Source organism: Acinetobacter sp. ANC 3832, from assembly GCF_002135415.1.
Lineage (GTDB): Bacteria > Pseudomonadota > Gammaproteobacteria > Pseudomonadales > Moraxellaceae > Acinetobacter.
Window position 1 is genome coordinate 104,434 of the sequence record NZ_NEGJ01000007.1, and the last position, 24,828, is coordinate 129,261.

Genomic DNA, 24,828 nt, shown 5'->3' on the forward strand with positions numbered 1-24,828 from the left:
GGAAAGTACATGGCTAAAATCGTATTACATCAATGGGAAATATCACCTTTTTGTCAGAAAGTCGCACGCATGTTACGTTTTAAGGGACTAGACTTTGAAACCGTTAATTACAATGGAATATTGGGCGCAAAAGTACCCACTTTAACTAAAGTTGGGAAAGTTCCTGTTTTAGACATTAATGGCAAACGTATTCAAGACAGTACTCGTATTGCGCGTTATTTAGATGAAGCATACCCTGATTTAGCAAAGCTCTATCCCGTTCATCCCTTAGAAAAAGTCTATGCAGAATTATGGGAAGATTGGGCAGATGAACTGCTCTATTTCTATGAAATTCATTTCCGTATAAATGATGTAAAAGCACTTGCGGCAGCAGTTAAAATTGCCTCTGAAGGCAGACCCGTTCATGAAGCAGTTATCATGAAACCGCTTTTAAAAGCTGGGTTAAATATGCAATTAAAAATGCAAGGCTTAGGTCGTATGAATAAAGAATCGATCGAACAAGAATTCAAATTACATTTAAATCGAATTGCATTGGTTTTGGAACAAAATAATTGGTTAGTCGGTCATCAACAAAGCATTGCCGATATTGCTGTTGGCTCTCAATTACTTGAAATTATTCGTACCAATGATAAGTTTAGTGCAGAAATTCTGAGTCATTCAAGTATTGCGAATTGGATTGACCGAGTGAAGTAAACTACTTGATTAATAAAAGTTAAAATTACTAAAACATTAAGATCGATTAATCATAAGTGATACTTTTCTAGAATGAGAACGTCATATACCCAAAATAGAAGCCACACTATTGTATGGCTTTTATGACTTCACAAAACTGACACAGCTTGAATCCATGCAATATCTTTCACAGCATCACGTTGTTGAATCATTTGAATAAATGGCTTAAATTCATCTAAATAAGGCACAATTTTAAAAGAGATCGCAAAGATTAACCAATACGCCAAAAATAAATCGGCAGCAGAAATTTTATCACCCAATAAATATGGTTTTGCCTGACTCAACCCTTGCTTGATAAATCCAAAAACCGTTTCTTCGTCACCAAAACCCAAACTACGTTTTTTCTCAGCAATCTGCTCTGATGGAATATTCAACATTTTCATGTCCATATATTCAGTCAATGGTCCATGACAAAAGAACAGCCATTTAAAATATTCACCACGCTTTGGATCATTCAATGCAGGCGCAAAGCCTTGATCAATAAATTTATCTGCAAGATAAGCAAAAATAGCAGGCGTTTCTGTAATCACAGCATCACCATCCACCAAACACGGAACTTTCCCCATTGGATTAATGTTTAAATATTCTGTCGTTTTTAATTGGTCATATGCCATCTGAACCAATTCGACCTGATTTTCTATATTAAGTTCTTTGAGCAAAGGAATAATCGTGTTTCCACGTGAGTGCATATTGGTATAAAGCTTCATCATTTTTATAACAGCCATTTTTATCATTTTCGATGTGATTATAGAGAAGAAATTAAAATGACCTCGTTGGCTTTATGTGAAATAGACCGCTTGCATAAGAACGCACAAACGTTTTATTTTTTCTTCTATAAAGAGAAATAATACAGTGCTATATAAGAAACCTAATATCGCTGTATTTTCTAATCTTCTTGGATGGCATTACACCACCCAAAAATAGAAATAGAAATTTCAATCCATTCGTTTAATGAATTGAAATTTCATAATTAAAATTTTCAGCAAAGCCAAATGACTCACGATACTCTATAGCTGTACCTTCAATACTTTTTGCAATACGGCATACTTTAACAAGCGGATCGGTTATTTTATTCTGTAAATATTGATCTTGAATATTGGTTTCAAAAGACAATTGTTCAACTGCTGATGAAACAAATTGACCACATTGCTGATAATAAAATGGATAAAGTAAATTGCCAAAGTTTTTAATCGCAACGTCTTTTAAACTTAAAAACAAAGATTCAGGCAACCAAATTTTTTCACTTAAAACAACAACATCTTCATTTTTTCGAACGCGTTCGATATGAATAAGCTTATCCGTTTCAGAAAGATTCAGTTTTGCATTAATTTCAGGGATCGCATGAACAACTGACAACTTTTTAACATCACCGATTGGTTGAACATCATTGCCCTGCTTATTACGTAATCTAAAAAAACGCATTAAAGATGAGTCAAAATTAGGTTGCTTTAAAAAAGTTCCTTTACCTTGTTGTTTAATCAGTAAGCCATCCTCAACAAGGCATTCAACCGCCTTTCTGACAGTGCCCACTGAAACACTATACATGCTTGCCAATTCCAGCTCTGTAGGAATAGGCTTCTCGATCGTCCATTTAGACTTGATCAGTAATTTTTGAATTTGCCAGCGAACTTGCTCGTATCGTGGCACTTTAAAATTTTTAAATGCATCATCATCAAGCATTTGCAGTACTAGTACACAATTTAGATTTGACAATTCTAGCACGTAAAGATGTAATATAGAAAACCAAACATATATATGTTTATATGTTTATATGTTTTGATCATACAATATTCTTGGAGGAATATTATGACCCTGCTCATCGTTTTAGCGTTGGCACTGTCTATAGGATTAGGCTATGTCACGAAAATCAATATTGGCTTTTTTACAATCGTCAGTGCATATCTGATTGGGTGCTTTGGGATGGGGTTAAAACCCTCTGAGCTTATAGAATTATGGCCCGTTAAAATTTTCTTTATTATTTTTGCAGTCACCTTATTTTATAACTTTGCTTTAGCGAATGGCGCATTAGAAAAACTTGCAAGTCATCTACTCTATAAATGTCGTAAATTTCCACAGCTCTTACCGCTAGCGATTTTCTTCGCCTCGACCATCATTGCAGCCTTAGGTGCAGGTTTCTATACCGTACTGGCATTTATGGCACCGATTACTTTATTGCTGTGTCGCAAAACCAATATGAGCATGATTATTGGCGGAATGGCTGTCAATTATGGTGCATTGGCAGGTGCAAATTTCATGACCTCACAAAGTGGGATCATTTTTAGAAGTTTGATGGAAAATGCAGGAATTAATGCTCAAACAGGCTTTACCTATGCAACAGGTATTTTTATTACGACACTGATTATTCCAATTGTCGTTTTAGGTCTATATACCTTATGGAATAGAAAGAGTAACTCCATCCAAATTGAAGACATAAAACCTGAGGCTTTTGATTCAAAACAAAAAAAATCATTATTCCTGATTGTCTTAATGATGGCAATTGTACTTATTTTCCCTATTTTAAATTTATTGGTTCCAGACAATTCAACCATTCATTTCCTCAATTCAAAAATTGATATTGCCTTTATTGCCATTATTTTCTCTCTGATCAGTTTATTGATGAAACTTGCTGATGAGAAAAAAGTGATCGCCCTCGTTCCATGGGGCACATTAATCATGATTTGTGGCGTAGGCATGTTAATCGCTTTAGGCGTAAAACTCGGCATTATCACCACACTATCTGAGTGGTTAGCACACAATGTTCCAATTTGGATGATTCCAATTCTGCTTTGCCTGATTAGCGCTGTAATGTCCATTTTTTCAAGCACTTTAGGTGTGGTTACGCCAACCCTGTTCCCCATTGTTCCTGCAATTGCACTTGCCTCAGGGATCAATCCGCTGATTCTGTTCATCTGTATTGTCGTTGGCGCTCAATCGTCTTCAATCTCACCATTCTCTTCAGGGGGTAGTTTGATCATGGGCTCTGCACCAAGTGATATGGATAAAAATGAACTCTTTAATCAATTGTTATTCAAAGCGATTCCAATCGGAGTCGTGGCTGCCATTGTTGCAGTACTCATTCTTAAATTTGTAATGTGAGCCCCAGATGACTTGTATAGATACGCACGCCCATGTCTTTTCCAAGCATGATCAATGTCTTCAAACAGCACGTTATACGCCAAACTATAACGCAACAGCTCAAGACTATATTTCTCGCTTAGATGAACTTGGGTTTACGCATGGTGTACTTGTTCAGCCTAGTTTTTTCGGTACAGATAACCATGTGATGTTAGATGCAATTCAGCAATATCCTAAACGTTTAAAAGGCATTGCTGTAGTTGAACATACAGCCAGTTTAGATGAGCTTAAAGCCTTAAAAGCTCAAGGAATTGTAGGGATTCGTTTAAACCTTTTTGGTCTGACTGTACCTGTGCTTAATACGCCTGAATGGAACACTTTTTTAACCCATTTAGAAACTTTGGAATGGCAACTTGAACTGCATGCTCCTCCTGCTTATCTGGTGATAGTTCTTCCGCTTTTAAACCAATATCACCTAGATATTGTGATTGATCATTTTGGTCGAATTGATCCGATTAAAGGAATTGATGACCCTGATTATCAAACATTTTTAGATTTATTAAATGTCGAAAAACATTGGATTAAAGTCTCTGGTTTTTATCGTTTGGGTGCCTTACCTGTCAATATTGATATCGCACAGCAAGCATTTAATTTATTAAAAAACAAAGGCTTTATTCATAGAATGGTTTGGGGCAGTGATTGGCCACATACTCAGCATGAAGCTAAAATGTCTTATCAATTGGTGTTAGATACCTTTAGAAAAATCGTTCCAGATATTGAAGAGCAAAAAATGATTTTAGGTGAAAATGCCTCAAGATTATTTAAGTTCTAAGTATGTTCAATCAAATAAAGATCTTGTGTGACGCTTTTAAATTTCTGTTTTAAGATCAATAAGTTTATTCACATAGATGCAAAAGATCAAAAAAAGGAGCCTGATTTTTATCAGACTCCTTTTTTATGCAAAAGTGATCCTAATGGAACATAAAACTCATCATTTACGCAAAAAAATCCATATAGAACTGTTCCTTTAAAATTCTTAAAATCAATTCAATCGCGTCATTTTGTTGATCTTTACGGTAACTTGCATATAAGCCAATCATCGGTAAAGGTTCAATCGTATTTTTCACAATAATTTTATCCCCCAACAATGGAAGAACGTAGGCTGGAACTAAACTCCAACCAACGCCCATTCCGACCAAATTGACGTTGAGTAGGATATTCGTTGAGTGCTGAACTACATTTACATTTAACTTTGATTGTTTAAAGAAATCTTGAATAATTTTATACAGTTGTGGTGAAGCATCTTCATCACTAATCACAAAATCTTGCTGATTAAAGCTTTTAATACTGATATGTCGTTGCTCTGCCATTGGAGAGTTTTTAGGAATAATCAGTGCCAATGGTTCTTGAAAAATTTGCACATAATTAAAATCACCCGATTCATTCGGATAACGAGTAAAGGCAATATCAATATCGCCTTTCTTTAAAGCTTTGAATTGTGCAGCATCGGGCAAGCTATGAAAATGAATTTTAATATCAGGAAAATGCGCACGAATATTGGGCATGATATAGGGGAAAATTTTCATTTCAGCAACTGGTACAAAACCAATACTGAGCTGATCTTTATTAATATTGGCAACTTGTCGTGCATCAAGAATGGCTTTTTCTGCATGCTCTAAACACAGCAATGCTTCCTTTAGAAAGACTTTACCCTCTTCTGTTAATTCAACTTTACGATTGGTACGAGTCAATAATTGCACACCGACTTCATGCTCTAAATCTTTAATTTGTTGGCTCAATGAGGGTTGAACCGTACACATCCGTTGTGCTGCTTTGGTAAAGTTTAATTCCTCAGCAACCGCTACAAAGTATCTTAAATGTCGTAATTCCACGAAACTGTCCTCTATTTCATTAATGTAGGTGTACGGGTCACTGTCGCCCTATATAAAAACAAGGTCAAAATCACGACAACAGCACAAAATAAATAAGTGGTTTGGTATCCAAATTGTGCGATGAGTAGCCCCATCCCCACAGAACCGATTGCCATACCTAAATCAAATAAAGTAAAAAATGTTGAAATGGCATATCCCATTCTTTCTTTAGGTGAAGACTGAATTGCAACTGTTTGGAAGCATGGAAATAAAGAACCATAGCCAATACCAATAAAAATTGCAGATAACCACAAAATCCATTGATTTGTGGCAAAACTAATGATGATCAAACCCAGTGCAAAACAAATAAAGGATGGATAAATAACGGCACTAGGGCCATTACGATCATAAATTTTTCCAACCCAAGGTCGTACAAGTATCATCGACACAGCAAAGATAATAAAAAATAAGCTGACATAAGCAATAAGATGTTGCGTTTCAGCATAAGCAGCAATAAAACTCATAATACTGGAGTATGCCAATGCTGTAACCAACGCCACCAAACCAATCGGTACAGCACGTAATTCAATCACATCATGCCAAGATAACGTTAACTTGGTCTTTTGCTGAGAGTTTGTGTGTTGATCTTCTAAAGGCTCTATTCTCTTCACATGATCGTCGTGGATGGGAATCATTAAACAGAAGATAAATCCAACACAAATTACCGCAGTCAATAGCGCGAATAAAGTCATGAAATCTGTAAGCTGTATAACCGTGAGTGCAATGAAAGGACCAAAAACTACTGCTAGATTGGTCGACATTACATAATAGCCCATGCCTTCACCCTTACGATTTTCTGGAATAAAGTCATTTGCGATAGGTACTGCAACCGTGGTTAAAACACTAAACCAAATACCATGCATAAATCGAACAGCGAGCAAGAGCCACATGCTATCTGCAAACAAATAAGCGAAAGCAAAAATAACGAATAAAAACTCAGCACCACGAAAAGAGATTTTCTTCCCTATTTTCTGAATAATCAATCCTGAAAATGGACGAATCATAATGGATGAGACAAGGAATAAAGTCAGGGCTAACCCTGCTTCTTTCACAGATCCACCCAAATTTTTCATGATATAAATAGGCAATATGGTTAAAAAAGCAAAGTAATACGTAAATAAAAATAGATTATTCAATACACAAAGAATGAATGAACGATTCCAGAGTTTTTCAGAGGTTATTGGTGTGTTTAAAGCAGACATGAGCTGATCACTCAACGTTATTCAAGCGTACAGGTGCAAGAACCAAATTCACCAATTCATGAATATAATCAGCATTCGGTGCATGATTAAAGAAAATAATTTGGTAATGAATCGGACCATACAAAGTGTCGAGCATTAACTCGAAAGGATAATCCGCTTTAATTTCCTCTTGTTGAATGGCTCGTTGAATTAATTTTCGAGTTTCTTCACGGCGTGGAAGCAAATATAATTTAAAAAACTCTCCAGCAGCTTCGCGATGTTCAGCGATCACCACCAATAAAGCACGCCCTATTTTATGGTGCAAAGCCTTGGATAATTTGAGTAATTGTTGCTGTAAATTTTCTTCTAATGAAGCGTTATAATCCAGTTCAAATACTGAGGCAGTTTGCTCTTTAAAGGCATCAAAAACCAAATCTGATTTATGCTTCCACCATCGATAAATTGTAGATTTTCCAACGCTCGCATGTATTGCAATATCCTCAATGGTTAAATCGGTATATTCATGTTCTTCAAGTGCCGCAATTACGGCATCCAAAATGCATTGCTTACGTCGTGAGGATTTTTCAGATTCAATCATAATGATAATAACGATACGAAACGTTTCGTTTTATTATAATCATATCGAAAAGAGATACCATGCTTTTAAAGCATAAATTTTGTTTCGACATTTATTCAAAATAAGAATGATTCTATAGGCTCGATATACTGGATAAAGTACGAAGCAAACTTCTTACATAAAATCTTTTAATTTTTTAAAGATGAAAAAAAGAAAACTGCTACGCTATATTGTGAATCAAGAATAGAAACAGCCAAGAACTTTATTTAATCTAATATTCAATCAATCTTAAGTATCAAATGCACATCCAAGATATAAAAAAGACCTCATGGTGAGGTCTTTTTGAAGCACTAAAATTAAGATTTTTTATAAATACTGCAAGATGGATGATGGTTTTCTTGTAAACGAGCAACCTTACGATGCTCTGCTGCTTCAAAACGGCAACGTTTCCAATCATTGTCTAATTGCAGTGCAGGAATTTGTTTTGGCTTACCATTTTCATCTACAGCCACCATAGTAAAATAGCAACTATTGGTGTGACGTACCGTTCGTTTTTGAATATTTTGAGCTTCTACACGAATCCCAATTTCCATTGAAGTACGACCTACATGGTTCACACTTGCTAAGAAAGTCACCATTTCACCAACATGAATAGGCTCTTTAAAATTGACTTTATCAACAGATAAAGTCACAACATAACTACCCGAATAACGACTTGCACACGCATATGCGACTTGATCAAGTAGCTTTAGAATGGTTCCCCCATGCACGTTTCCCGAAAAGTTTGCCATGTCTGGTGTCATTAAAACGGACATGGTTAATTCAGACTGATCGTCTATGGCTGGGATCACTTGATCTAATGGAGACATTGTTTTTTAGACTCGGTTTAAGACAGGAGATGTAACACTATTATTATATATCTTTTGGAATAAAAAACATGCTTAATTCGGCAATTGATCATTCTGACAATTTATGATTGATTTCATTACTATATTCTAAATTATATAACACATTGAATTTACATAGATCAGCCTATAGACGTTACATTCGCTGAACACGCTTTAGTAGAAATTACTTTGAATAGAGAATGACGCTATAAACCTATTTATATACATGATTCAGACTCATTTCATGATAAAACAAACAAAAGATCGTAAAAATCTTAACTTTTTGCATTTAATGGAATAATGAGGCTCTCATTTTGGCTACGCTTCATTTTTAATACAGTTTCAAGATCCTTAATCCGTTCCATTGCAGCATCTACACCCGCTTGAATGGTATCTTGCCGACCTTGCACATCAAAAATATGAGCTTTTTCACGTAAATCAGGTTGTATTACAATATCTGCATTTTTAAGTTCTTCTGCTGCTAATCTATTTTGCATGATATTAATATTCTGGTTAAATAAGCCCCAAACGTTGGTCGTTTCGGTATAAATCGGTTGCGCTAAAATATCAACAGCAATAACTACATCTGCACCTAACTCACGGGCAACATCAACAGGCACAGGACTAACTAAACCACCATCGACATATTCTTTTCCTGCAATGGTGGTTGGAATAAACATACTGGGAATAGAGACTGAAGCGCGAACAGCTTGTCCTGTATTACCATAATTAAACACCACTTTTTTACCATGTTTTAATTCTGTTGCGACCACATACATTGGTATTTTCATTTTGTCTAAAGCAATTGTACCGACTTGTTGATTGACATAATCTTCAACTTTTTTTCCATCAAAAAAGCCTTTTAAACCAATTTTGAACTCGCGTACATCTCCTACTTTCATATCTAGGGCAATTTGTTTGAGTTGATCTGCTGATTTACCACTTGCATATATTGAACCAACAATACTCCCAGCACTCGTTCCAACAATGAAATCAGGCTGAATCCCATATTTTTCTAAAACCTCAATCACACCAATATGTGCATATCCGCGTGCTCCACCGCTACCCAAGACTAAAGCAACAATAGGTTTTTTATTGGATTGTTTATATTTATAAAAACTTTGATCAATTTTCGACTCAGCTTCAGGAATCGTCTGAGCAACAACTTTCGGTGATTGAATTACATTATGCTGGCAAGCCACTAAACCAAGACTGCTAATTAAAATTAAAGTTTTAAAAATGTGCATGTATGTAACAAGTATCTGATCAAAATTTAGGGCTATGAAATCACATTTTTTTTAGAATTGCTGTTGTATTTACTTAATACTGTCATTAATTGTTTTTATATTGGACAGCTTAGCTCAAGCCTTTTTATTTCTCTTCTAAGCAAAAATAAAGAAATTATTTACATTTATATAGGATTATTAATCCCATAAAAAAGCCTCATCGATTACATTGAATAGATGAGGCTTAAAATTTCTTTATTTACCAAATATCAGAATCAACTTTTTTCTGATATTTAGGATGTTGATCCAACTTAAACTTAGGATCTTTAATTCCGCGTTTCAATTGTGATGTGTAATCTTTTAACAACATCAATAAAAATGGTGTTAAAAGTAAAATTGCAAAGAGATTAATGGTCGCCATCAACCCCATAGATAAATCTGCCATTGCCCAAATTAAAGGTACCGAAGTAATGGAACCAAAGTACACCATCACTAAAACCAAGACACGAAATACAAACATCAAGCGAGTATTATTATTCATAAATTGAACGTTGCCTTCAGCATAAGCATAGTTGCCAATGATTGAAGAAAAAGCGAATAAGAATAAAATAATGGCTAAAAAGTCATCTCCCCAACTGCCAATTTGACTACTCAATGCCATTTGCGTCAATTGTACTCCTTCCAATCCACTATTTTGATATACACCTGAGGTCAAAATAATAATGGCTGTACATGAGCACACCACAAAGGTATCGACAAATACGCCCAGCATTTGTACCAAGCCTTGGTTAACTGGATGTTTAACATCTGAGGCTGCTGCTGCATTCGGTGCAGAACCCATCCCTGCTTCATTTGAAAATAGTCCGCGCTTGATTCCTTGCATCATTGCCATCGAAATCATGCTACCGAAGAAACCACCTGCTGCCGCATCAAACTGAAATGCTTTGGTGACAATCAACTTAAATATATCTGGAAGCATCGGTAAATTAATGACCGCGATATAGAGTGCAACCAATAAATAAAGAACGGCCATAAATGGCACAAAGCTTTCCGCTACTTTAGCAATTCGTTTAATTCCACCAAAAATAATCATGGAGGTTAAAATAACCAAAGCTATTCCCACCCATGAAACATTTAAAGTAAAACCACCAATCTGTAATGCAAGATCAGCGTTATTCCATCCCCATGCATGCGAAGTTGCTGCAACAATTGAATTTGCCTGCACTGCATTAAAAACAAAACCATAGGCTAAAATAAGTGCCAATGAAAATGCAACAGCCAGCCATTTTTGCTTTAAACCTTTTTGAATATAATAGGCTGGACCACCGCGGAATTGTTGATTCTGCGTATCACGCACTTTAAAAAGTTGTGCCAATGATGATTCAACGAAAGCAGAACTCATTCCTAAGAATGCTGTCATCCACATCCAAAAAACAGCACCAGGACCACCAATAGCAATGGCGATAGCAACCCCTGCAACATTACCTACACCAACACGACTGGCTAGACCCGTAACAAAAGCTTGAAAAGGTGTTATTCCATGCTGATCTTCGCCTTCTTTACGGCTACTCTTCATCACACGAATACTTTGCAAAAACAATCTAATTTGTACTGCACCCGTCGCAATGGTGTAAAACACGCCCACTGCAATTAATAAAACAACCAAAAAATCCCATAGTGGATCATTAAAAAATTTCACCCATTGCATGAGTGTATTATTCAGTGGCTCGTTCATAGTTGATACCCGCTAACACGATTTTTCCAAAAACTTTACGCATCAAAAAAGCCCCCTAAGGGGCTCTTTTAATTAAATTTAAGCAAAGAATTTAAGAATAAGTTGAATGACTGTTGCATTGATCAAATCGACGAAGAATGCACCACATAAAGGAACAATTAAGAATGCTTTATGCGAAGGTCCATACATATTGGTAATTGCTTGCATGTTTGCGACGGCTGTAGGTGTTGCACCCATACCAAAACCACAATGTCCTGCTGAAAGTACAGCTGCATCGTAGTTTTTCCCCATGACACGGAAAGTAACGAATGCTGCATACAAAGCCATCGTAATGGTTTGCGCCCCTAAAATAACAACAAGTGGTCCTGCTAAATCAGCCAACTGCCATAATTTTAAAGATAACAAAGCCATTGCGAGATATAACGATAATGATGCATTACCAAATACATCAATCGCACGATCAAATATCTTAACTTTGAATACGCTTTCTAATACATTACGTAAAATTACACCGCCAGCCAAAGTCCAAACAAAGGTTGGCAATTCAAACCATGTGCCTTTACTAAAACCTGTCATAAATTCTGCAAATGCTAAACACGCAGCAAACATCCCTAAAGTTGTAATCGCATTGTCTGCTGTAATTAAACGAACTTGATGCGGATATTCAAAAGGTACAAATTCTGAAGAATCATTTTCTGCATTAAGTTTTGAATCACGTGCTTCTGCTTGTTTTTCTGTGTGCGGTTGAGCAAGTTCATAGCGATTAATTAAAAGCTTCGCCAATGGACCACCAATAATACCACCGATAATCAAGCCAAATGTCGCACTGGCCATCCCCAATGCCAATGCACCTTGAATCCCATGCTGGGTTTCTAAAATCTCACCCCACGCACCTGCTGTACCATGACCACCTGTTAAGGTAATTGAACCTGCAATTAAGCCAACAAGCGGATCAATCCCCAATAAGGTTGCAAGGCTAATACCAACAAAGTTTTGTACAACAATAAATGATGCAACACAAACAAGGAAAATAATTAACCCCAAACCACCTTCTCTCAATTTAGAAAAGTTTGCACTTAAACCGATTGATGCAAAGAATATGAGCATGAAGCTTGTTTGTAATTCACTACTTGTGGAAATACTGTATCCCCACACGTTATGTACAATTAAAGAAAGAATTGCAGCAACCAAACCACCTGCAACAGGTTCAGGAATATTATAACGTCTTAAAAAATCAATTTTATTGACTAAAAAACGACCCAACAATAAAACGATAACTGCTGCAATAAGCGTGTAAAACGCATTAAAAGTAAAGTCCATCTTATTATCCATCAAATTGGTGTGATACTTTTTTGTTCTGCAGTCTTATTTTGTCAATAAAAACAAAACTCAATTCAAGCCATGCTTATCAACATAGACTCATTAAAGCTGCACAACAAAAAGGAATGAAGAATAAATTTCAATAAATTGTAATCTTCCATTAAGCCTAACGGAACAATTTTAACTTACCGAATACAAAGTATGCTGATTATGATTTCAGGAGCATCTCGAAATAAAATTTCAATAATTTAATTCGCGTGATTTGAGCAATTTCTACTGCTGATAAAAGGGGTGTTTTATCATTCAGATAGAAAGACTGCTTAAGCATGAGGGGTAGTCTCATTTTAAGCTCCTGATTCATGTGGTATGGGATTACACGTTCATAACAAAACGTGTGATAAACAGATCTCGACGTACTCTCACGAGTATGAAAGACCTAAAATAAAAATGAGGAGATATTATGCAGATTTTTAAAAAAATATCTTCTCTTTTTTACAAAATAGACCATAAGTTAGATTTATTAAAAACTGTTTTATATTTATTTTATGAATACTTGATTCATAAATTGATCTTTAGAGCTCTTAAAAAATAAAAAACTGAGACATAGAGCCTCAGTTTTTTAACGATGATTCTAAAATAAATTAGAAATTATATTTAGCCATTAAGCCAAAACGATTATCTTTATACGATTGTCCTGCAAAAGTTTCACGCTTACCATTAACATATTCAACACCTAAATCAATTGGTTTAGCCGGCGAATAAATTACATTTAACCAACCTTGCTGAACTTTTTCATTCGCTGACTGATTTGCTTTTGCAAAATCAGTACTGTTATCTGCAAAAAGAGCACCGTAAGCTAGAGTCGAACGTAAATTAGGTAATATTTTATAAGTTGCACCCACTTGGACCGCAGTAAATTCATTCTGCTCAATGCTACCATTAACAATAGAATATGCTGCATTACTACCATATAAATAATTGCTATTGCCCACTACATAAGAAGCATCAGCAAATACTTTTAGTGGATCTGAAACTTTAAAATCTGTACCTGCAGCAATACCCCAACCAGTATTATTATCACGTACAGCATCTGACTTGTAGTTTTCAACCATGACTCGTGCAGAAGCATTACCTTTACCTTCCGCATAACCCTGAACCACTTTAGCAGTTAATACAGGTAAGCTATATTTAACAACAGAATTCGCACCAGTACCTGCAGCAGTACTATTACCTTCTTCAGCAGCAACCAAAATTTTGGTTGTTGGTGCTAAATTGTAACTATAACGAACCTGTGGAATACGGGTTGTACCACCACCAGCATTGGTCGCAAAATCAATCATTTCAGGTGCATGACTAGAAAGGAAGTTTGATGTTGTTTGACCAAATAACCAATTGTTATAAGTTAAATAAGCATGACGAATACGTAAGTTTTCATTTACACCATTTCCAGCAAAATCAACCTCAACTTTACCACCAACTTTAGCATCGCCTACTGGTGTATCAAAATCTAGACCAATACGCGTTGTTTTTGCTGTCGCACGAAGTTTATCTTGAGCTTCACCAAGGCTTGAGCTGACTTTGTTAAAATCATCATCAGCACCTTCAATAATATAGTTAGCGTCACCACGGACGAAACCATATAAATTGATATTTGCACCATTCTTAGATTTCAAACTTGCTAAAGGTGAAGATGGTGCTGATACCTGTGCAGGTTGAGCTTGTACTTCACGAATTTGAACTTGTTGCTGTTGTTGAACTTGTTGCTGTTGTTGAATGAGCGCTTTTAATGCTTGAACTTCATCACGAAGTTGTTGAATTTCTTGTTTATCAGTTGCTGCTGCATTTGCAGAAGTCATCATTAATGCTGTAACAGTGATTGCTAAACCCTGTTGAAGAAAAGACTTACGAGTAAGGAACTGACTCATTTAACACTCCTAGATTTTATAATAAAACGCATCCGTGCATGCCTGACTTTTCAACCCCTAAAAACTGCTAAAAAATCAATCACTCTGTTCCTGAGTAATATGATCAACTCTAAAAACAACGCACTTTTTGCTTGTAATAAACAATAAAAAAAGCTTTAAAACTTATAAGTAACATAATGTGTATTAACACATAAGTGTAATCTAACAATTTCTGAACTTTATTGAAATCAGTTTTACCGACTATTGTTTAATAATCAATCATATTTTCAGATTAATAATTCTGAATTCTTTATATATTCTAGGGCTTAGCTGTTTTTGTTTAAACTGATAACTTTCATTCGTACGACTATTGTATATAGTCTATAGCACGGAAGTAACAGACCAAACTGGAGTTTTTATGAATTTAGAGCAAGTTCGCCTTGTTGATGAAGCAATTACAAGCCGTCATTCAGTACGTGCATTTTTAAATACCCCTATCGAAAAACAGATTATTAAAGATATTTTAAATGTTGCTGGCCGTGCACCTTCTGGAACCAATACGCAGCCTTGGAAGGTTTATGTAGTGACAGGACAAAAACGAGAAGAGATGATTCAGAAAGTCTGTCAGACACAAATTGAAATCTTCAAAACCCCTGAGCTTGCAACTCAATACCAAGAAACATTCCTTTATTACCCTGAAAAATGGGTTTCACCTTTCATTGATCGTCGACGTGAAAATGGTTGGGGACTTTATGGTCTATTGGGCATACAAAAAGGTGAAAAAGAAAAAATGGCAGCACAACACTTGCGTAATTATCAGTTATTTGATGCTCCTGTCGCTTTGTTCTTTACGCTCAATAAAGCAATGGGCATTGGCGCAAAAATGGATATTTCGATGATGATTCAAAATGTCATGGTTGCTGCTAAAGCACGTGGTTTAGACACCTGTCCTCAAGCTGCTTGGAATCCGTTTCATTCTATTGTTTTAGAGGTACTAAATGCGCCTGAAGATGAAGACTTAATTTGTGCGATTGCTCTTGGTTATGCAGATCCAGATCATATTGTGAATACATTTATTACACCACGTGAATCAGCAGATAACTTTAGCGTATTTTTAGACTAATCAATAAGCTTCTTATATATGTGCATAATTAAAATGACATTATAAAAAGAGACTCGATGGAGTCTCTTTTCTCGATACAACATGCCACCTAATTAATGCGCTTGTTTTAATTGTTGCTGTTTAGCGACTGCAAAAATGGCAAATAAACCAATGGAAGTGAAGAACAACATCAGAATTCCCATATTAAACAGAGCATTCCAGACAAGGAAGTTCAACATCAACCCACCTAATAAACCGCAAGAAAATTGAATACTTCCCATCAGAGCACTTGCCGTACCTGCTCTTGCCCCTTGCTGAGACATCGCCAATGCCATTGAGTTTGGGCCAGTAAAACCTATTCCTGAAACAGTCATGAATAATCCAAACATCACCATCCATAAAGGCGCTTGAGTAATTAAACCTGAAATCACAATAATGACGGCTCCAGTTACCTGAATAATTCCCCCTGTTTTTAAGCGCTGAATCACCGTCAGTTTACGTGCCAAACGTTTATTCAGTGAAGATAAAATAATGATCCCGAAGGCATTAAATCCAAATGCATAAGCAAAATTTTGCTGACTTAACTGATATTGATCCATTAATACGGCTGAAGCTGAACTGATATAACAAAATAATGCACCGCCTGTGAAACAGCCTGCAATCATTGGATATCTAAAACTTTTATCCTTTAAAATTGCTGAATATAGAATAAAAACTTGTGCAAAATTAAGCTTTAATCGACGTTCAGGTTGTAGCGTTTCTTTAAAGAAAAAATGTACACAGAGTAAGCAAAACACACCAATCAAAGCCAAAGCAACAAAAATGGCATGCCAATTGAAAAAGTGTAAAATCCATGCACCTAGAGTGGGTGCTAAAATAGGCGCAATCCCCATAACAATCATCATACTGGCAAAAGCCTGAGCAGAAGCTTGCATATCTAGGCGATCACGTATGGCTGCTCGAGCCATAACCACTCCGACACAACCACCCAATGCTTGCAAAATTCTTGCAGCAATCAAAAACCATTGATCTGTAGCAAAAACACAGAGCAAGCTTGCCAATGCGAAGAGCGTCATTCCAAAATATAATGGTTTCTTACGCCCAATACGGTCACTAATCGGGCCATAAATCAATTGACCAATCGCTAAACCTAAAAAGTAAGCAGGTAAGGTATTGGCAATGATTGGCGTAGTTACTCCAAAATCATTCGCCATTTGTGGCAGTGCTGGTAAATACATATCAATGGACAACGGCCCCAATGATGTAAATAAAGCCAACAACATGATCCAACCTGTCGAATATTGTCGCCTAGTGTTTTGCTCAGACATAAGGTTATTTCTAATTTAAATAGGAAGAATGCAGACAAGTTTACACGCTACATAGTATTATTTCGCCTGTAGATAAGTGAATCTTCACATTAACAATAGTATATTCAAATTATTTCTAACCACAGCAATGGATAAGGATTCAACCTTGAATACTTGGCTGACCCAACTGCGTAAAGCAACATACAACACGACTTTTATGTATAACCTGCGCATGATTATCGCGTTTTCAGGTACAGCTTTTGTTCCTTATTTTTTGGGTCACCAATTAATGACAATTCCGCTGACATTGGGTGTCGTTGCTGCGGGTTTAAGTGATATCGATGATCGTTTTTCGGTCAGAATTATGAATCTTATCTATACCTATGTAGGATTTTTTATTACAGCCGCATCCATACAGTTTTTATTTCCTTATCCTTTTTTATTTGCAATTGGTTTAATTCTATCCTGTATCGGTTGGATTTTATTGGGTTCACTTGGTCGTCGTTATGCAACGATTTCTTATGGTTGTTTGGTGATTTCAGTATATTCAATGCTCGGTGTTCACCTCTTTGAAGAATGGTATGCACAAGCTGTGTTATTGGTCACAGGTGCAATGTGGTATGGCATCATTTCAACCATTAGTTTTCTATTGTTTCCAGTTCGGCAGGTTCAAGATAAATTATCGCAATGCTATTCTGCACTCGGTAATTTCTTATTTTCCAAGTCAAATTTATTTGATGTCGATATGACACCCGATAGCTATCAACAAAGTATGATTAGCTTATCTTTAGAAAATGTACAATTAATTACCTTTTTTAATGATATGAAAACTGCTCTGCTTACTCGCTTAAAAGGTGACCGAGGGCAAAAAGATACTCGTCGTAGTTTACAATATTATTTTGTTGCTCAAGATATTCATGAACGTGCAGATTCAGCCCATATTGATTATCAAAAATTGGCAAAAATGTTTGAGCACAGTGATATTTTATTCCGCTTCCAACGTATTTTGTCACTACAAGGCAAAGCCTGTAAGGACTTAAGCGATAGCATTTTGCATCTTTCAACCTATCAACATAACAGCCGTTTTGAACATTCTTTTAAGAATTTAAGACACTCTCTAGAAAAATTAAAAGATGAACAAAGCTATGATCAAATTTGGATCAATGCATTGTTTTCGCTCTATCAAAATTTAAAATCAATTGATGCACAATTGCGAAATGTTGAAACTGAACAGCATATCAAACTGGATAAAAATAAGAATTTTGAAACCCAGTTGAAAGATGACGATTTAAAAGGTTGGGATGATATTATCATTCGAATTAAACAAAATTTAACACCTGAATCCGTATTATTCCGCCATGCAATTCGAGTATCCATTGTTTTATTAATTGGCTATATTTTTGTTCAGGTTTCTCAAATAGAATATGGTTATTGGGTTTTATTAACCGCATTATTTGTCAGCCAACCCAATTTCAATGCGACAAAACGTCGTTTACGCCTACGAATTTTAGGCACTTTAGGCGGTATTATTCTTGGTTATGCTGTGCTCTATTTTGTGCCCTCTATTGAAGGGCAACTTTTATTATTGGTGATTAGTGGCGTACTCTTTTTTGATTTACGCAGTAAACAATATGCCCAAGCAACTGCTTTTATTACCATTATGGCTTTAATTAATTTCAATTTAGATGGCTTAGGTTTTGAAGCTGCTGTCCCTCGTATGGTCGACACGATTATTGGTTGTGCATTGGCATGGTTTGGTGTCAGCTTTATTTTCCCTGACTGGAAATTCCGTCGTTTACCACGCACTATTACCCGTTCCTTAGAAGCGCAGTGTAACTATTTATCTGAAGTCGTGATGCAATACCATCAGGGTCGTAACAATGGTTTGAATTATCGTATTGTACGACGTGCGGCACACAATACCGATGCTGAAGTTGCATCACTCATTTCGACCTTAGCCACTGAACCTGATTTTGATCCTACGCAGAAAGCATTGGCATTTGAGTTTCTCTGTCTCAATCACACTTTTATTAGCTATATTGCCGCTTTAGGTGCACATCGTGAACAAATCCATGATGCAGAAATTTTAGCGCTACTCGATCAAGCTTTAGATGATATTAAAGGCGCTTTATTAGGGGATGAGATGCCTGATCTATCCACACATAATATGTTGCAAACCATTCGTACACGTTTAAACAGTACAGATGAAGACTCATCTAAGGCATTGATAATATTACAACAACTTTCGCTTATGTTTAGTATTTTAAAACGATTAAGTACGTTAAAACAAAGCCTAAGTCATGACCGTGATGATCAATCTACTGAATTGGCTTCACTCTAAATTTGCCTCGTAAATTGGTACAATATACTCACTGATTGTACTAATTTAATGCTAAACTCTGCCTAGTTTTAAACATACATTGTTATTGACACTATGACCGCGAAAAATCTTTACGCTTATACCTTACAACCTGTTCCTTATGAAGTTTCTGAAGCTGAACAACGTTATGCACAATTGTTGATTTGGCGAAGTACAAATAAAATTGGAACCAAAGCTTGGGCAATTATGGGCGTAATTGTTGCGCTTTCATTATTGGGTATTATTTTTATAAAAAACTACTCAACTATTATTTTTTGGGTGGCACTTGCCTGTGTTGCAATTTACCTTCTTGTCCGTAAGTTCGGTTTAGAATGGTACGTTAAACGCAAAATGAATGAATTCCCTGCTCAGGAAATTAAAGGCATTAAATTAGGTGTTCAGCCTCACGGCATTGTGATGCGTCAAAATATGAATGGTCAAGAAGGTGTTGGTACCATCGCTTGGAAAGATATTTACGAATGGTATAATACGCCAGAGTTCCTATTGGTGAACTTCAAAGTAAAAGATCAACAAGGTGCGTATATTTTACCAAAACGTATGGATAGCAAAAACTTCCCTTTCAGCTCTGTACGTAAACACTTAAAAGAAGTGGTTGGCGAGCCTAAAACACTTTAATTCTAAGTTGTAATAAACTTATATAAAGAAGTCGAATAAAAGCCTCCTTTTTCGGAGGCTTTTCTATGAGTTATACTCATAAAACTAATCACCAATAAAAATGATAATGAGAATAAATATTATCTACAAATACATATTCTCTACCGAGTCTTCAGTTATAATTTCGCCATCTAAAAACTCACACCTCTCTCAACACTCATGTTTAAGAAAACTTTTTTTCAAATACACTGGTTCTTAGGGATTACCGCTGGGCTCATACTTTCTATTATGGGTGTGACTGGGGCAATCTATTCTTATGAACAACAAATTCAAAAATGGATTAGTCCCGAAAGTTATACGGTTCAAGTAGAAAATACAGCCAAGTTAAGCCCTGCCGAAGTCTATCAACACTTCCAAACGGCCAATCCTGATATGAAAATTAACAGTATCACGGTGGCTAAATCTCCAACGGAATCTTCAAGTATTAATATCGTCAAAGAAGGTGCTCGCAAGGGTTACAACATGATGATTAATCCTTATACCGCTGAAGTTCTACCTGATGTAAAAGGAAAAGAGTTTTTTCAATTCATCCAACAATTACATCGTAATTTAACAGTGGGTGAAATCGGTAAGCAAATTACGGGTGCTTGTACACTGATGTTAATTTTCTTTGTATTGAGTGGATTGTATTTACGTTGGCCGAAAAAACATTCATTTAAGCAATGGTTTACCATTAAACCAAAACTCAAAGGCAGAAACTTCCTTTGGGATTTACATGCTGTGGTTGGAACGTGGGTGATTATTTTCTATTTAATTCTCGCTTGTACAGGACTCTATTGGTCTTATGACTGGTGGCGTAATGGCATGTTTAAGGTTTTAGGCGTAGAACCGCCTCAAGCTGAAATGCAAGCAGGTGGACGTAGTGGTACAGGTGGTAAAGCTCAAAAAAATGAAAAACCCGCTCAAGCTGAGAATAATAAGCACGGTAAACGTGACGATAAAAAAGGATTGAAGCCTGAACAAATCAATATGGCTTTAACTCAGACTTGGACAGGCTTTAATGCCCAAGTTGGACGAGATTACTCTACCCTCACCTTGTCTATTCCAAAGAAAGCAGACAGTAAAGTAGAACTGACCTTTGTTGATGCAATACCACAGCATGAACGTGCACGAAATAAAGCCACTTATAATTATCAAACTGCAAAAATAGAAAAACTTGAACTGTATGAAGACAAAAAGCTAAATGAAAAAATCATGAGCAGCATGCTACCTGTACATCGTGGTAGCTTTTTTGGCCCTGTATTCCAATTCATTGTGATGCTTGCCGCTTTAGCAATGCCACTGTTCTTTATTACTGGTTGGCTGTTATATCTAAAGCGTCGTAAGCAAAAGAAACTCACTTTGGCTGCGCGTAATACAGCTTCAGGTTTTCAAATTGATCCAAGTGCAACACCTTGGTTGATTGTCTATGCATCGCAAACGGGCGTTTCTGAACAACTTGCATGGCGTACAGCAACAAGCTTACAAGAAGCTCATCAACCTGCCACAGTAAAAGCAATTCAACACTTAACATCCGATGAATTAGTTCAAACCAAACAAGTTCTATTTATTGTCAGTACTTATGGCACAGGTGAAGCACCTGATTTGGCCACTCAGTTTGAGAAAAAAATGCTGAATAGCAGATTAGACTTAAGTGAATTGAGCTATGCGGTTTTAGCCTTAGGTTCTAAAGAATATCCTGAGAGCTATTGTAGTTTTGGTCATCGCATTGATGCTTGGTTAAAGCAAAATGGAGCACAACAACGCTTTGCGACCATTGAAGTTGATAATGGCAATAATGCAGATATTCAATTATGGAATACCGCTTTAGCCAAAAGTACCAAGCTTGATTTACAGGCAATGTCTATTGATAAGGTTTTCGATGAATGGAAATTAACAAAACGTGATCTACTCAATCCAAATAGCTTAGGTGCGCCTGCTTATAACATTGAATTACAAGCAGATCATATTCCAAACTGGCAAGCAGGTGATATTGCTGAAATTCAACCAGGAAATAGTACTGAACGGATTCACACTTTTTTAAACAAATATCAAGTAAATGCAGAGACTCTCGTAGATTCATTAAATGTCACCATCCAACAGGCTCTATGGAATCGCGACTTATCGATCGAAGTCGAACCTTTTGCCAATATGGAACACTTACTTGAGCAGTTACCTGAATTACCAACACGTGAATACTCTATTGCCAGCATCCCATCTCAGCAAGTTTTACGTTTAGTTGTACGCCAACAAAGCAATAAGCAAGGTGAATTAGGCTTAGGTTCAGGATGGTTAACCGAACATACTGCTTTGCGAAGCAAAATTTCATTGCGTATTCGTACCAATGAATCATTCCATTTAATTACAGACAATCGTCCGATTATTTGTATTGGTAATGGGACAGGTATTGCTGGACTAATGAGTTTAATTTCTGCACGTGTTCGTGCTGATCATATTGAAAACTGGCTCATCTTTGGTGAACGCCAACAATCTTGTGATTATTTCTACAAAAACACCATCCAAGCTTGGCAAAATACAGCCATGCTGAAACGTCTTGATTTGGCATTTTCACGAGATCAATCTCAGAAAATATATGTTCACCATAAGCTGACTGAACAAGCTGAGTTACTTAAAACTTGGATTACCAATGATGCTGTGATCTATGTGTGCGGGAGTATACAAGGCATGGCCAGTGATGTTGACCAAGTATTGATTGATATTTTAGGTGAAGAAACTGTAGATGAATTACGACGACAAGGTCGTTATCGTCGAGATGTCTATTAATCTAGATCTAAGAGATAAGTTTTAAATTCTGTTGCAAAAAAACCGAGCAAATCTGCTCGGTTTTTCATAGAGTCACTGAAATCATCCATCAAACTCTTTAGACTATTCAATTAAAATATATCCACTCAAACGAATATCTAAATCATGCTATTACGAATTTTTTTATTGATTATCGGACTGATCTTATTCAGCGATGGCTTCATTCTCATCTTACAAAAGAAAATTCACTTGGGCACAATTATACCGTTCTTCGTAGGTCTAATATTTTTAGGCTATGCTTTATTTTATGCAAAAATTCAGCAATATTTAAAAAACCATCAACAACTATATACGTTTTGGAAAATCAGTTGGATGGTCTTTATTATTTGGAGCATTAGCCTCTTTGGTTTTTTCTTATATTTACATCAAAAAACACAGCAAAATAACCACACTCAACCTGTTGAAGCCATTATTGTACTTGGCAGTGGTATCACTCAAGGTAAAGCCTCTCCTACGCTTGCAGCTCGCTTAGATACAGCAGCTCAATTCGCTGAAACCCAACCCGACGCACTTATTATTGTCAGTGGTGGGTTGGATTATGGTGAACAGCAAACTGAGGCTGAAATCATGTCTAAATATCTACAAGATCAATATCATATTGTTTCATCAAAGATTGCTTTAGAAGATCAAAGTACCAGTACAGACTTAAATCTTAAAAATAGTCAAAAGATTCTACAAAGGTACGGCTTAAAATTAAACTTACCGATTGCAATCGTAACAAGTGATTTTCATACTTTAAGAGCAGCGGCGATTGCTCAAAAACAAGGTTATCTACATTTCACCACAATTAGCGCACCAACACCTTTAGCCACACGTTATAACGCATGGCTAAGAGAGTATTTTGCTTATCTAAGTGGTTGGGTATTGGGTGAGTATTAAATAAAAATACACTAACACATGCATTCATTCAGACTTTTGATGAATGCGAATTTTTCGAGGTGATGGTAATTCAGCATTTTTAAACAACTCAGGTTGAGTCGTGTACAGCTGATATAAATATTTTTTTAAATCAAGAAGAAATACATCCCCTGAAACCAAAACATTTTGACCTTCAGGGGTTAAATTCAATGAAAGATGCGTATTATTTTGTCTAATATAAGGAATCATATGATCAATAAAAGCAACTAATGGAATTTCCTCGACTTTATACCCCACCCAATTATCTTTAATCAGTAATTGAGCCAAACCCTTACTTTGCCAAATTGCTAATGTTTGTTGACCTGATGGTGTTGCACATAAAGCCCAGCCATCCTTATATAAAGCATAGATTTTGGTTTGAGCAGTAATGGTTTCAACAAATTGTTTATAAATGTCTTTTGCAGAAAAATTAGAATTTTGATTTGAAGTCGCTTTACGCTGATAAGGATTTCTCATGATCATTTTTATAAAAATAGTTATAGGCTTATTTTACAGAAAATAAATAGAACTTGATAGATGTGTACGATGTATGGTGGGCGCTGACGGGATCGAACCGCCGACATTCTGCTTGTAAGGCAGACGCTCTACCAACTGAGCTAAGCGCCCTGAGGAAAAAACAACTGTGTTGTTTTTATGACGCAAGACAAACTGATGTTGTCTTGGTATTCAAATATTTTAAATCTCAGGAATTTAAAATAAATGGCGCAGCGGACGGGACTCGAACCCGCGACCCTCGGCGTGACAGGCCGATATTCTAACCAACTGAACTACCGCTGCATACGGTACTTTACACAAAGGTAAAGTAATGTTCTTTAAAGCTAAAGTCACTTTATATGGTGGGCGCTGACGGGATCGAACCGCCGACATTCTGCTTGTAAGGCAGACGCTCTACCAACTGAGCTAAGCGCCCTGAGTCTTAAAAATAGTCATCCTATTTTTATTGTGTAAGATAAATCTTACTTTCATTTATGAAGATCAGAAATCTAAATAAATGGCGCAGCGGACGGGACTCGAACCCGCGACCCTCGGCGTGACAGGCCGATATTCTAACCAACTGAACTACCGCTGCACTGCGGTCTTTATATTGCTATAAAGTA

Annotated in this window: 20 protein-coding genes and 4 tRNA genes; 8 read left to right on the forward strand and 16 right to left on the reverse strand. The window is 36.3% G+C overall.

Translation table 11 applies throughout. The features are described from left to right. Positions 1-9 precede the first annotated feature (9 nt). On the forward strand, positions 10-693 hold the full coding sequence (locus B9T35_RS11075) for a glutathione S-transferase family protein (RefSeq protein WP_086191178.1): 684 nt from the start codon (positions 10-12) through the stop codon (positions 691-693). A 128-nt stretch (positions 694-821) separates the two neighbouring features. Here the strand turns inward: B9T35_RS11075 and B9T35_RS11080 are convergent, their stop codons facing one another. Beyond that, positions 822-1,439: a glutathione S-transferase family protein gene (locus B9T35_RS11080; RefSeq protein WP_086191250.1), complete on the reverse strand. Its 618-nt coding sequence runs from the start codon at positions 1,437-1,439 to the stop codon at positions 822-824. 241 nt (positions 1,440-1,680) lie between these two features. Continuing rightward, on the reverse strand, positions 1,681-2,412 hold the full coding sequence (locus B9T35_RS11085) for a GntR family transcriptional regulator (RefSeq protein WP_086191179.1): 732 nt from the start codon (positions 2,410-2,412) through the stop codon (positions 1,681-1,683). 75 nt (positions 2,413-2,487) lie between these two features. Here B9T35_RS11085 and B9T35_RS11090 point away from each other — a divergent pair, with 75 nt between their 5' ends. Both B9T35_RS11090 and B9T35_RS11095 read left to right on the forward strand, forming a co-directional pair. After that, complete coding sequence (locus tag B9T35_RS11090; RefSeq protein ID WP_086191180.1) at positions 2,488-3,828, forward strand: SLC13 family permease; 1,341 nt, start codon at positions 2,488-2,490, stop codon at positions 3,826-3,828. Between the two features lie 7 nt (positions 3,829-3,835). Next, positions 3,836-4,639 carry an amidohydrolase family protein gene (locus tag B9T35_RS11095; RefSeq protein ID WP_086191181.1) on the forward strand — a complete coding sequence of 268 codons (804 nt, stop codon included), beginning with the start codon at positions 3,836-3,838 and terminating at the stop codon, positions 4,637-4,639. A 163-nt stretch (positions 4,640-4,802) separates the two neighbouring features. Here B9T35_RS11095 and B9T35_RS11100 read toward each other — a convergent pair whose 3' ends face one another. The 8 genes from B9T35_RS11100 to B9T35_RS11135 all read right to left on the reverse strand — a co-directional run bounded on the left by B9T35_RS11100 (position 4,803) and on the right by B9T35_RS11135 (position 14,589). Continuing rightward, complete coding sequence (locus B9T35_RS11100) at positions 4,803-5,699, reverse strand: LysR substrate-binding domain-containing protein (protein WP_086191182.1); 897 nt, start codon at positions 5,697-5,699, stop codon at positions 4,803-4,805. An 11-nt stretch (positions 5,700-5,710) separates the two neighbouring features. Beyond that, positions 5,711-6,940 carry an MFS transporter gene (locus B9T35_RS11105; protein ID WP_086191183.1) on the reverse strand — a complete coding sequence of 410 codons (1,230 nt, stop codon included), beginning with the start codon at positions 6,938-6,940 and terminating at the stop codon, positions 5,711-5,713. A 7-nt stretch (positions 6,941-6,947) separates the two neighbouring features. Further along, positions 6,948-7,517 carry a TetR/AcrR family transcriptional regulator gene (locus B9T35_RS11110; RefSeq protein ID WP_086191184.1) on the reverse strand — a complete coding sequence of 190 codons (570 nt, stop codon included), beginning with the start codon at positions 7,515-7,517 and terminating at the stop codon, positions 6,948-6,950. Positions 7,518-7,852: 335 nt separating this feature from the next. Further along, positions 7,853-8,365, reverse strand: coding sequence for an acyl-CoA thioesterase (locus B9T35_RS11115; RefSeq protein WP_086191185.1), 513 nt, complete (start codon positions 8,363-8,365; stop codon positions 7,853-7,855). A gap of 293 nt (positions 8,366-8,658) precedes the next feature. Continuing rightward, on the reverse strand, positions 8,659-9,630 hold the full coding sequence (locus B9T35_RS11120) for a patatin-like phospholipase family protein (RefSeq protein WP_086191186.1): 972 nt from the start codon (positions 9,628-9,630) through the stop codon (positions 8,659-8,661). A 238-nt stretch (positions 9,631-9,868) separates the two neighbouring features. Further along, positions 9,869-11,344 carry an alanine/glycine:cation symporter family protein gene (locus B9T35_RS11125; RefSeq protein ID WP_086191187.1) on the reverse strand — a complete coding sequence of 492 codons (1,476 nt, stop codon included), beginning with the start codon at positions 11,342-11,344 and terminating at the stop codon, positions 9,869-9,871. A 78-nt stretch (positions 11,345-11,422) separates the two neighbouring features. Next, complete coding sequence (gene gltS / locus B9T35_RS11130) at positions 11,423-12,664, reverse strand: sodium/glutamate symporter (RefSeq protein WP_086191188.1); 1,242 nt, start codon at positions 12,662-12,664, stop codon at positions 11,423-11,425. Positions 12,665-13,305: 641 nt separating this feature from the next. Beyond that, complete coding sequence (locus B9T35_RS11135) at positions 13,306-14,589, reverse strand: DcaP family trimeric outer membrane transporter (protein ID WP_086191189.1); 1,284 nt, start codon at positions 14,587-14,589, stop codon at positions 13,306-13,308. A gap of 397 nt (positions 14,590-14,986) precedes the next feature. On the opposite strand from B9T35_RS11135, the gene B9T35_RS11140 reads away from it, so the two are divergent. Continuing rightward, positions 14,987-15,691, forward strand: a complete 705-nt coding sequence (locus B9T35_RS11140) for a nitroreductase (protein WP_086191190.1) — start codon at positions 14,987-14,989, stop codon at positions 15,689-15,691. Positions 15,692-15,783: 92 nt separating this feature from the next. Here B9T35_RS11140 and B9T35_RS11145 read toward each other — a convergent pair whose 3' ends face one another. After that, positions 15,784-16,998, reverse strand: coding sequence for a multidrug effflux MFS transporter (locus B9T35_RS11145; protein ID WP_086191191.1), 1,215 nt, complete (start codon positions 16,996-16,998; stop codon positions 15,784-15,786). Positions 16,999-17,143: 145 nt separating this feature from the next. Between B9T35_RS11145 and yccS the strand changes: the two genes are divergently transcribed. The 4 genes from yccS to B9T35_RS11165 all read left to right on the forward strand — a co-directional run bounded on the left by yccS (position 17,144) and on the right by B9T35_RS11165 (position 23,692). After that, positions 17,144-19,318 carry a YccS family putative transporter gene (gene yccS, locus B9T35_RS11150; RefSeq protein ID WP_086191192.1) on the forward strand — a complete coding sequence of 725 codons (2,175 nt, stop codon included), beginning with the start codon at positions 17,144-17,146 and terminating at the stop codon, positions 19,316-19,318. Between the two features lie 93 nt (positions 19,319-19,411). After that, on the forward strand, positions 19,412-19,972 hold the full coding sequence (locus tag B9T35_RS11155; RefSeq protein WP_086191193.1) for a YcxB family protein: 561 nt from the start codon (positions 19,412-19,414) through the stop codon (positions 19,970-19,972). Between the two features lie 198 nt (positions 19,973-20,170). After that, positions 20,171-22,774 (forward strand): PepSY domain-containing protein, encoded by a 2,604-nt coding sequence (locus B9T35_RS11160; protein ID WP_086191194.1) that lies wholly within the window; start codon positions 20,171-20,173, stop codon positions 22,772-22,774. A 144-nt stretch (positions 22,775-22,918) separates the two neighbouring features. Further along, on the forward strand, positions 22,919-23,692 hold the full coding sequence (locus B9T35_RS11165) for a YdcF family protein (RefSeq protein WP_086191195.1): 774 nt from the start codon (positions 22,919-22,921) through the stop codon (positions 23,690-23,692). A gap of 24 nt (positions 23,693-23,716) precedes the next feature. Here the strand turns inward: B9T35_RS11165 and B9T35_RS11170 are convergent, their stop codons facing one another. From B9T35_RS11170 to B9T35_RS11190, 5 genes are all read right to left on the reverse strand, one after another. Further along, positions 23,717-24,187 carry a DUF2750 domain-containing protein gene (locus B9T35_RS11170; RefSeq protein WP_086191196.1) on the reverse strand — a complete coding sequence of 157 codons (471 nt, stop codon included), beginning with the start codon at positions 24,185-24,187 and terminating at the stop codon, positions 23,717-23,719. Positions 24,188-24,261: 74 nt separating this feature from the next. Further along, positions 24,262-24,337 (reverse strand) — tRNA-Val (locus tag B9T35_RS11175). Positions 24,338-24,431: 94 nt separating this feature from the next. Beyond that, positions 24,432-24,508 (reverse strand) — tRNA-Asp (locus B9T35_RS11180). A gap of 57 nt (positions 24,509-24,565) precedes the next feature. Continuing rightward, positions 24,566-24,641, reverse strand: a tRNA-Val gene (locus B9T35_RS11185). Between the two features lie 82 nt (positions 24,642-24,723). After that, positions 24,724-24,800 (reverse strand) — tRNA-Asp (locus B9T35_RS11190). Positions 24,801-24,828: the final 28 nt, after the last annotated feature.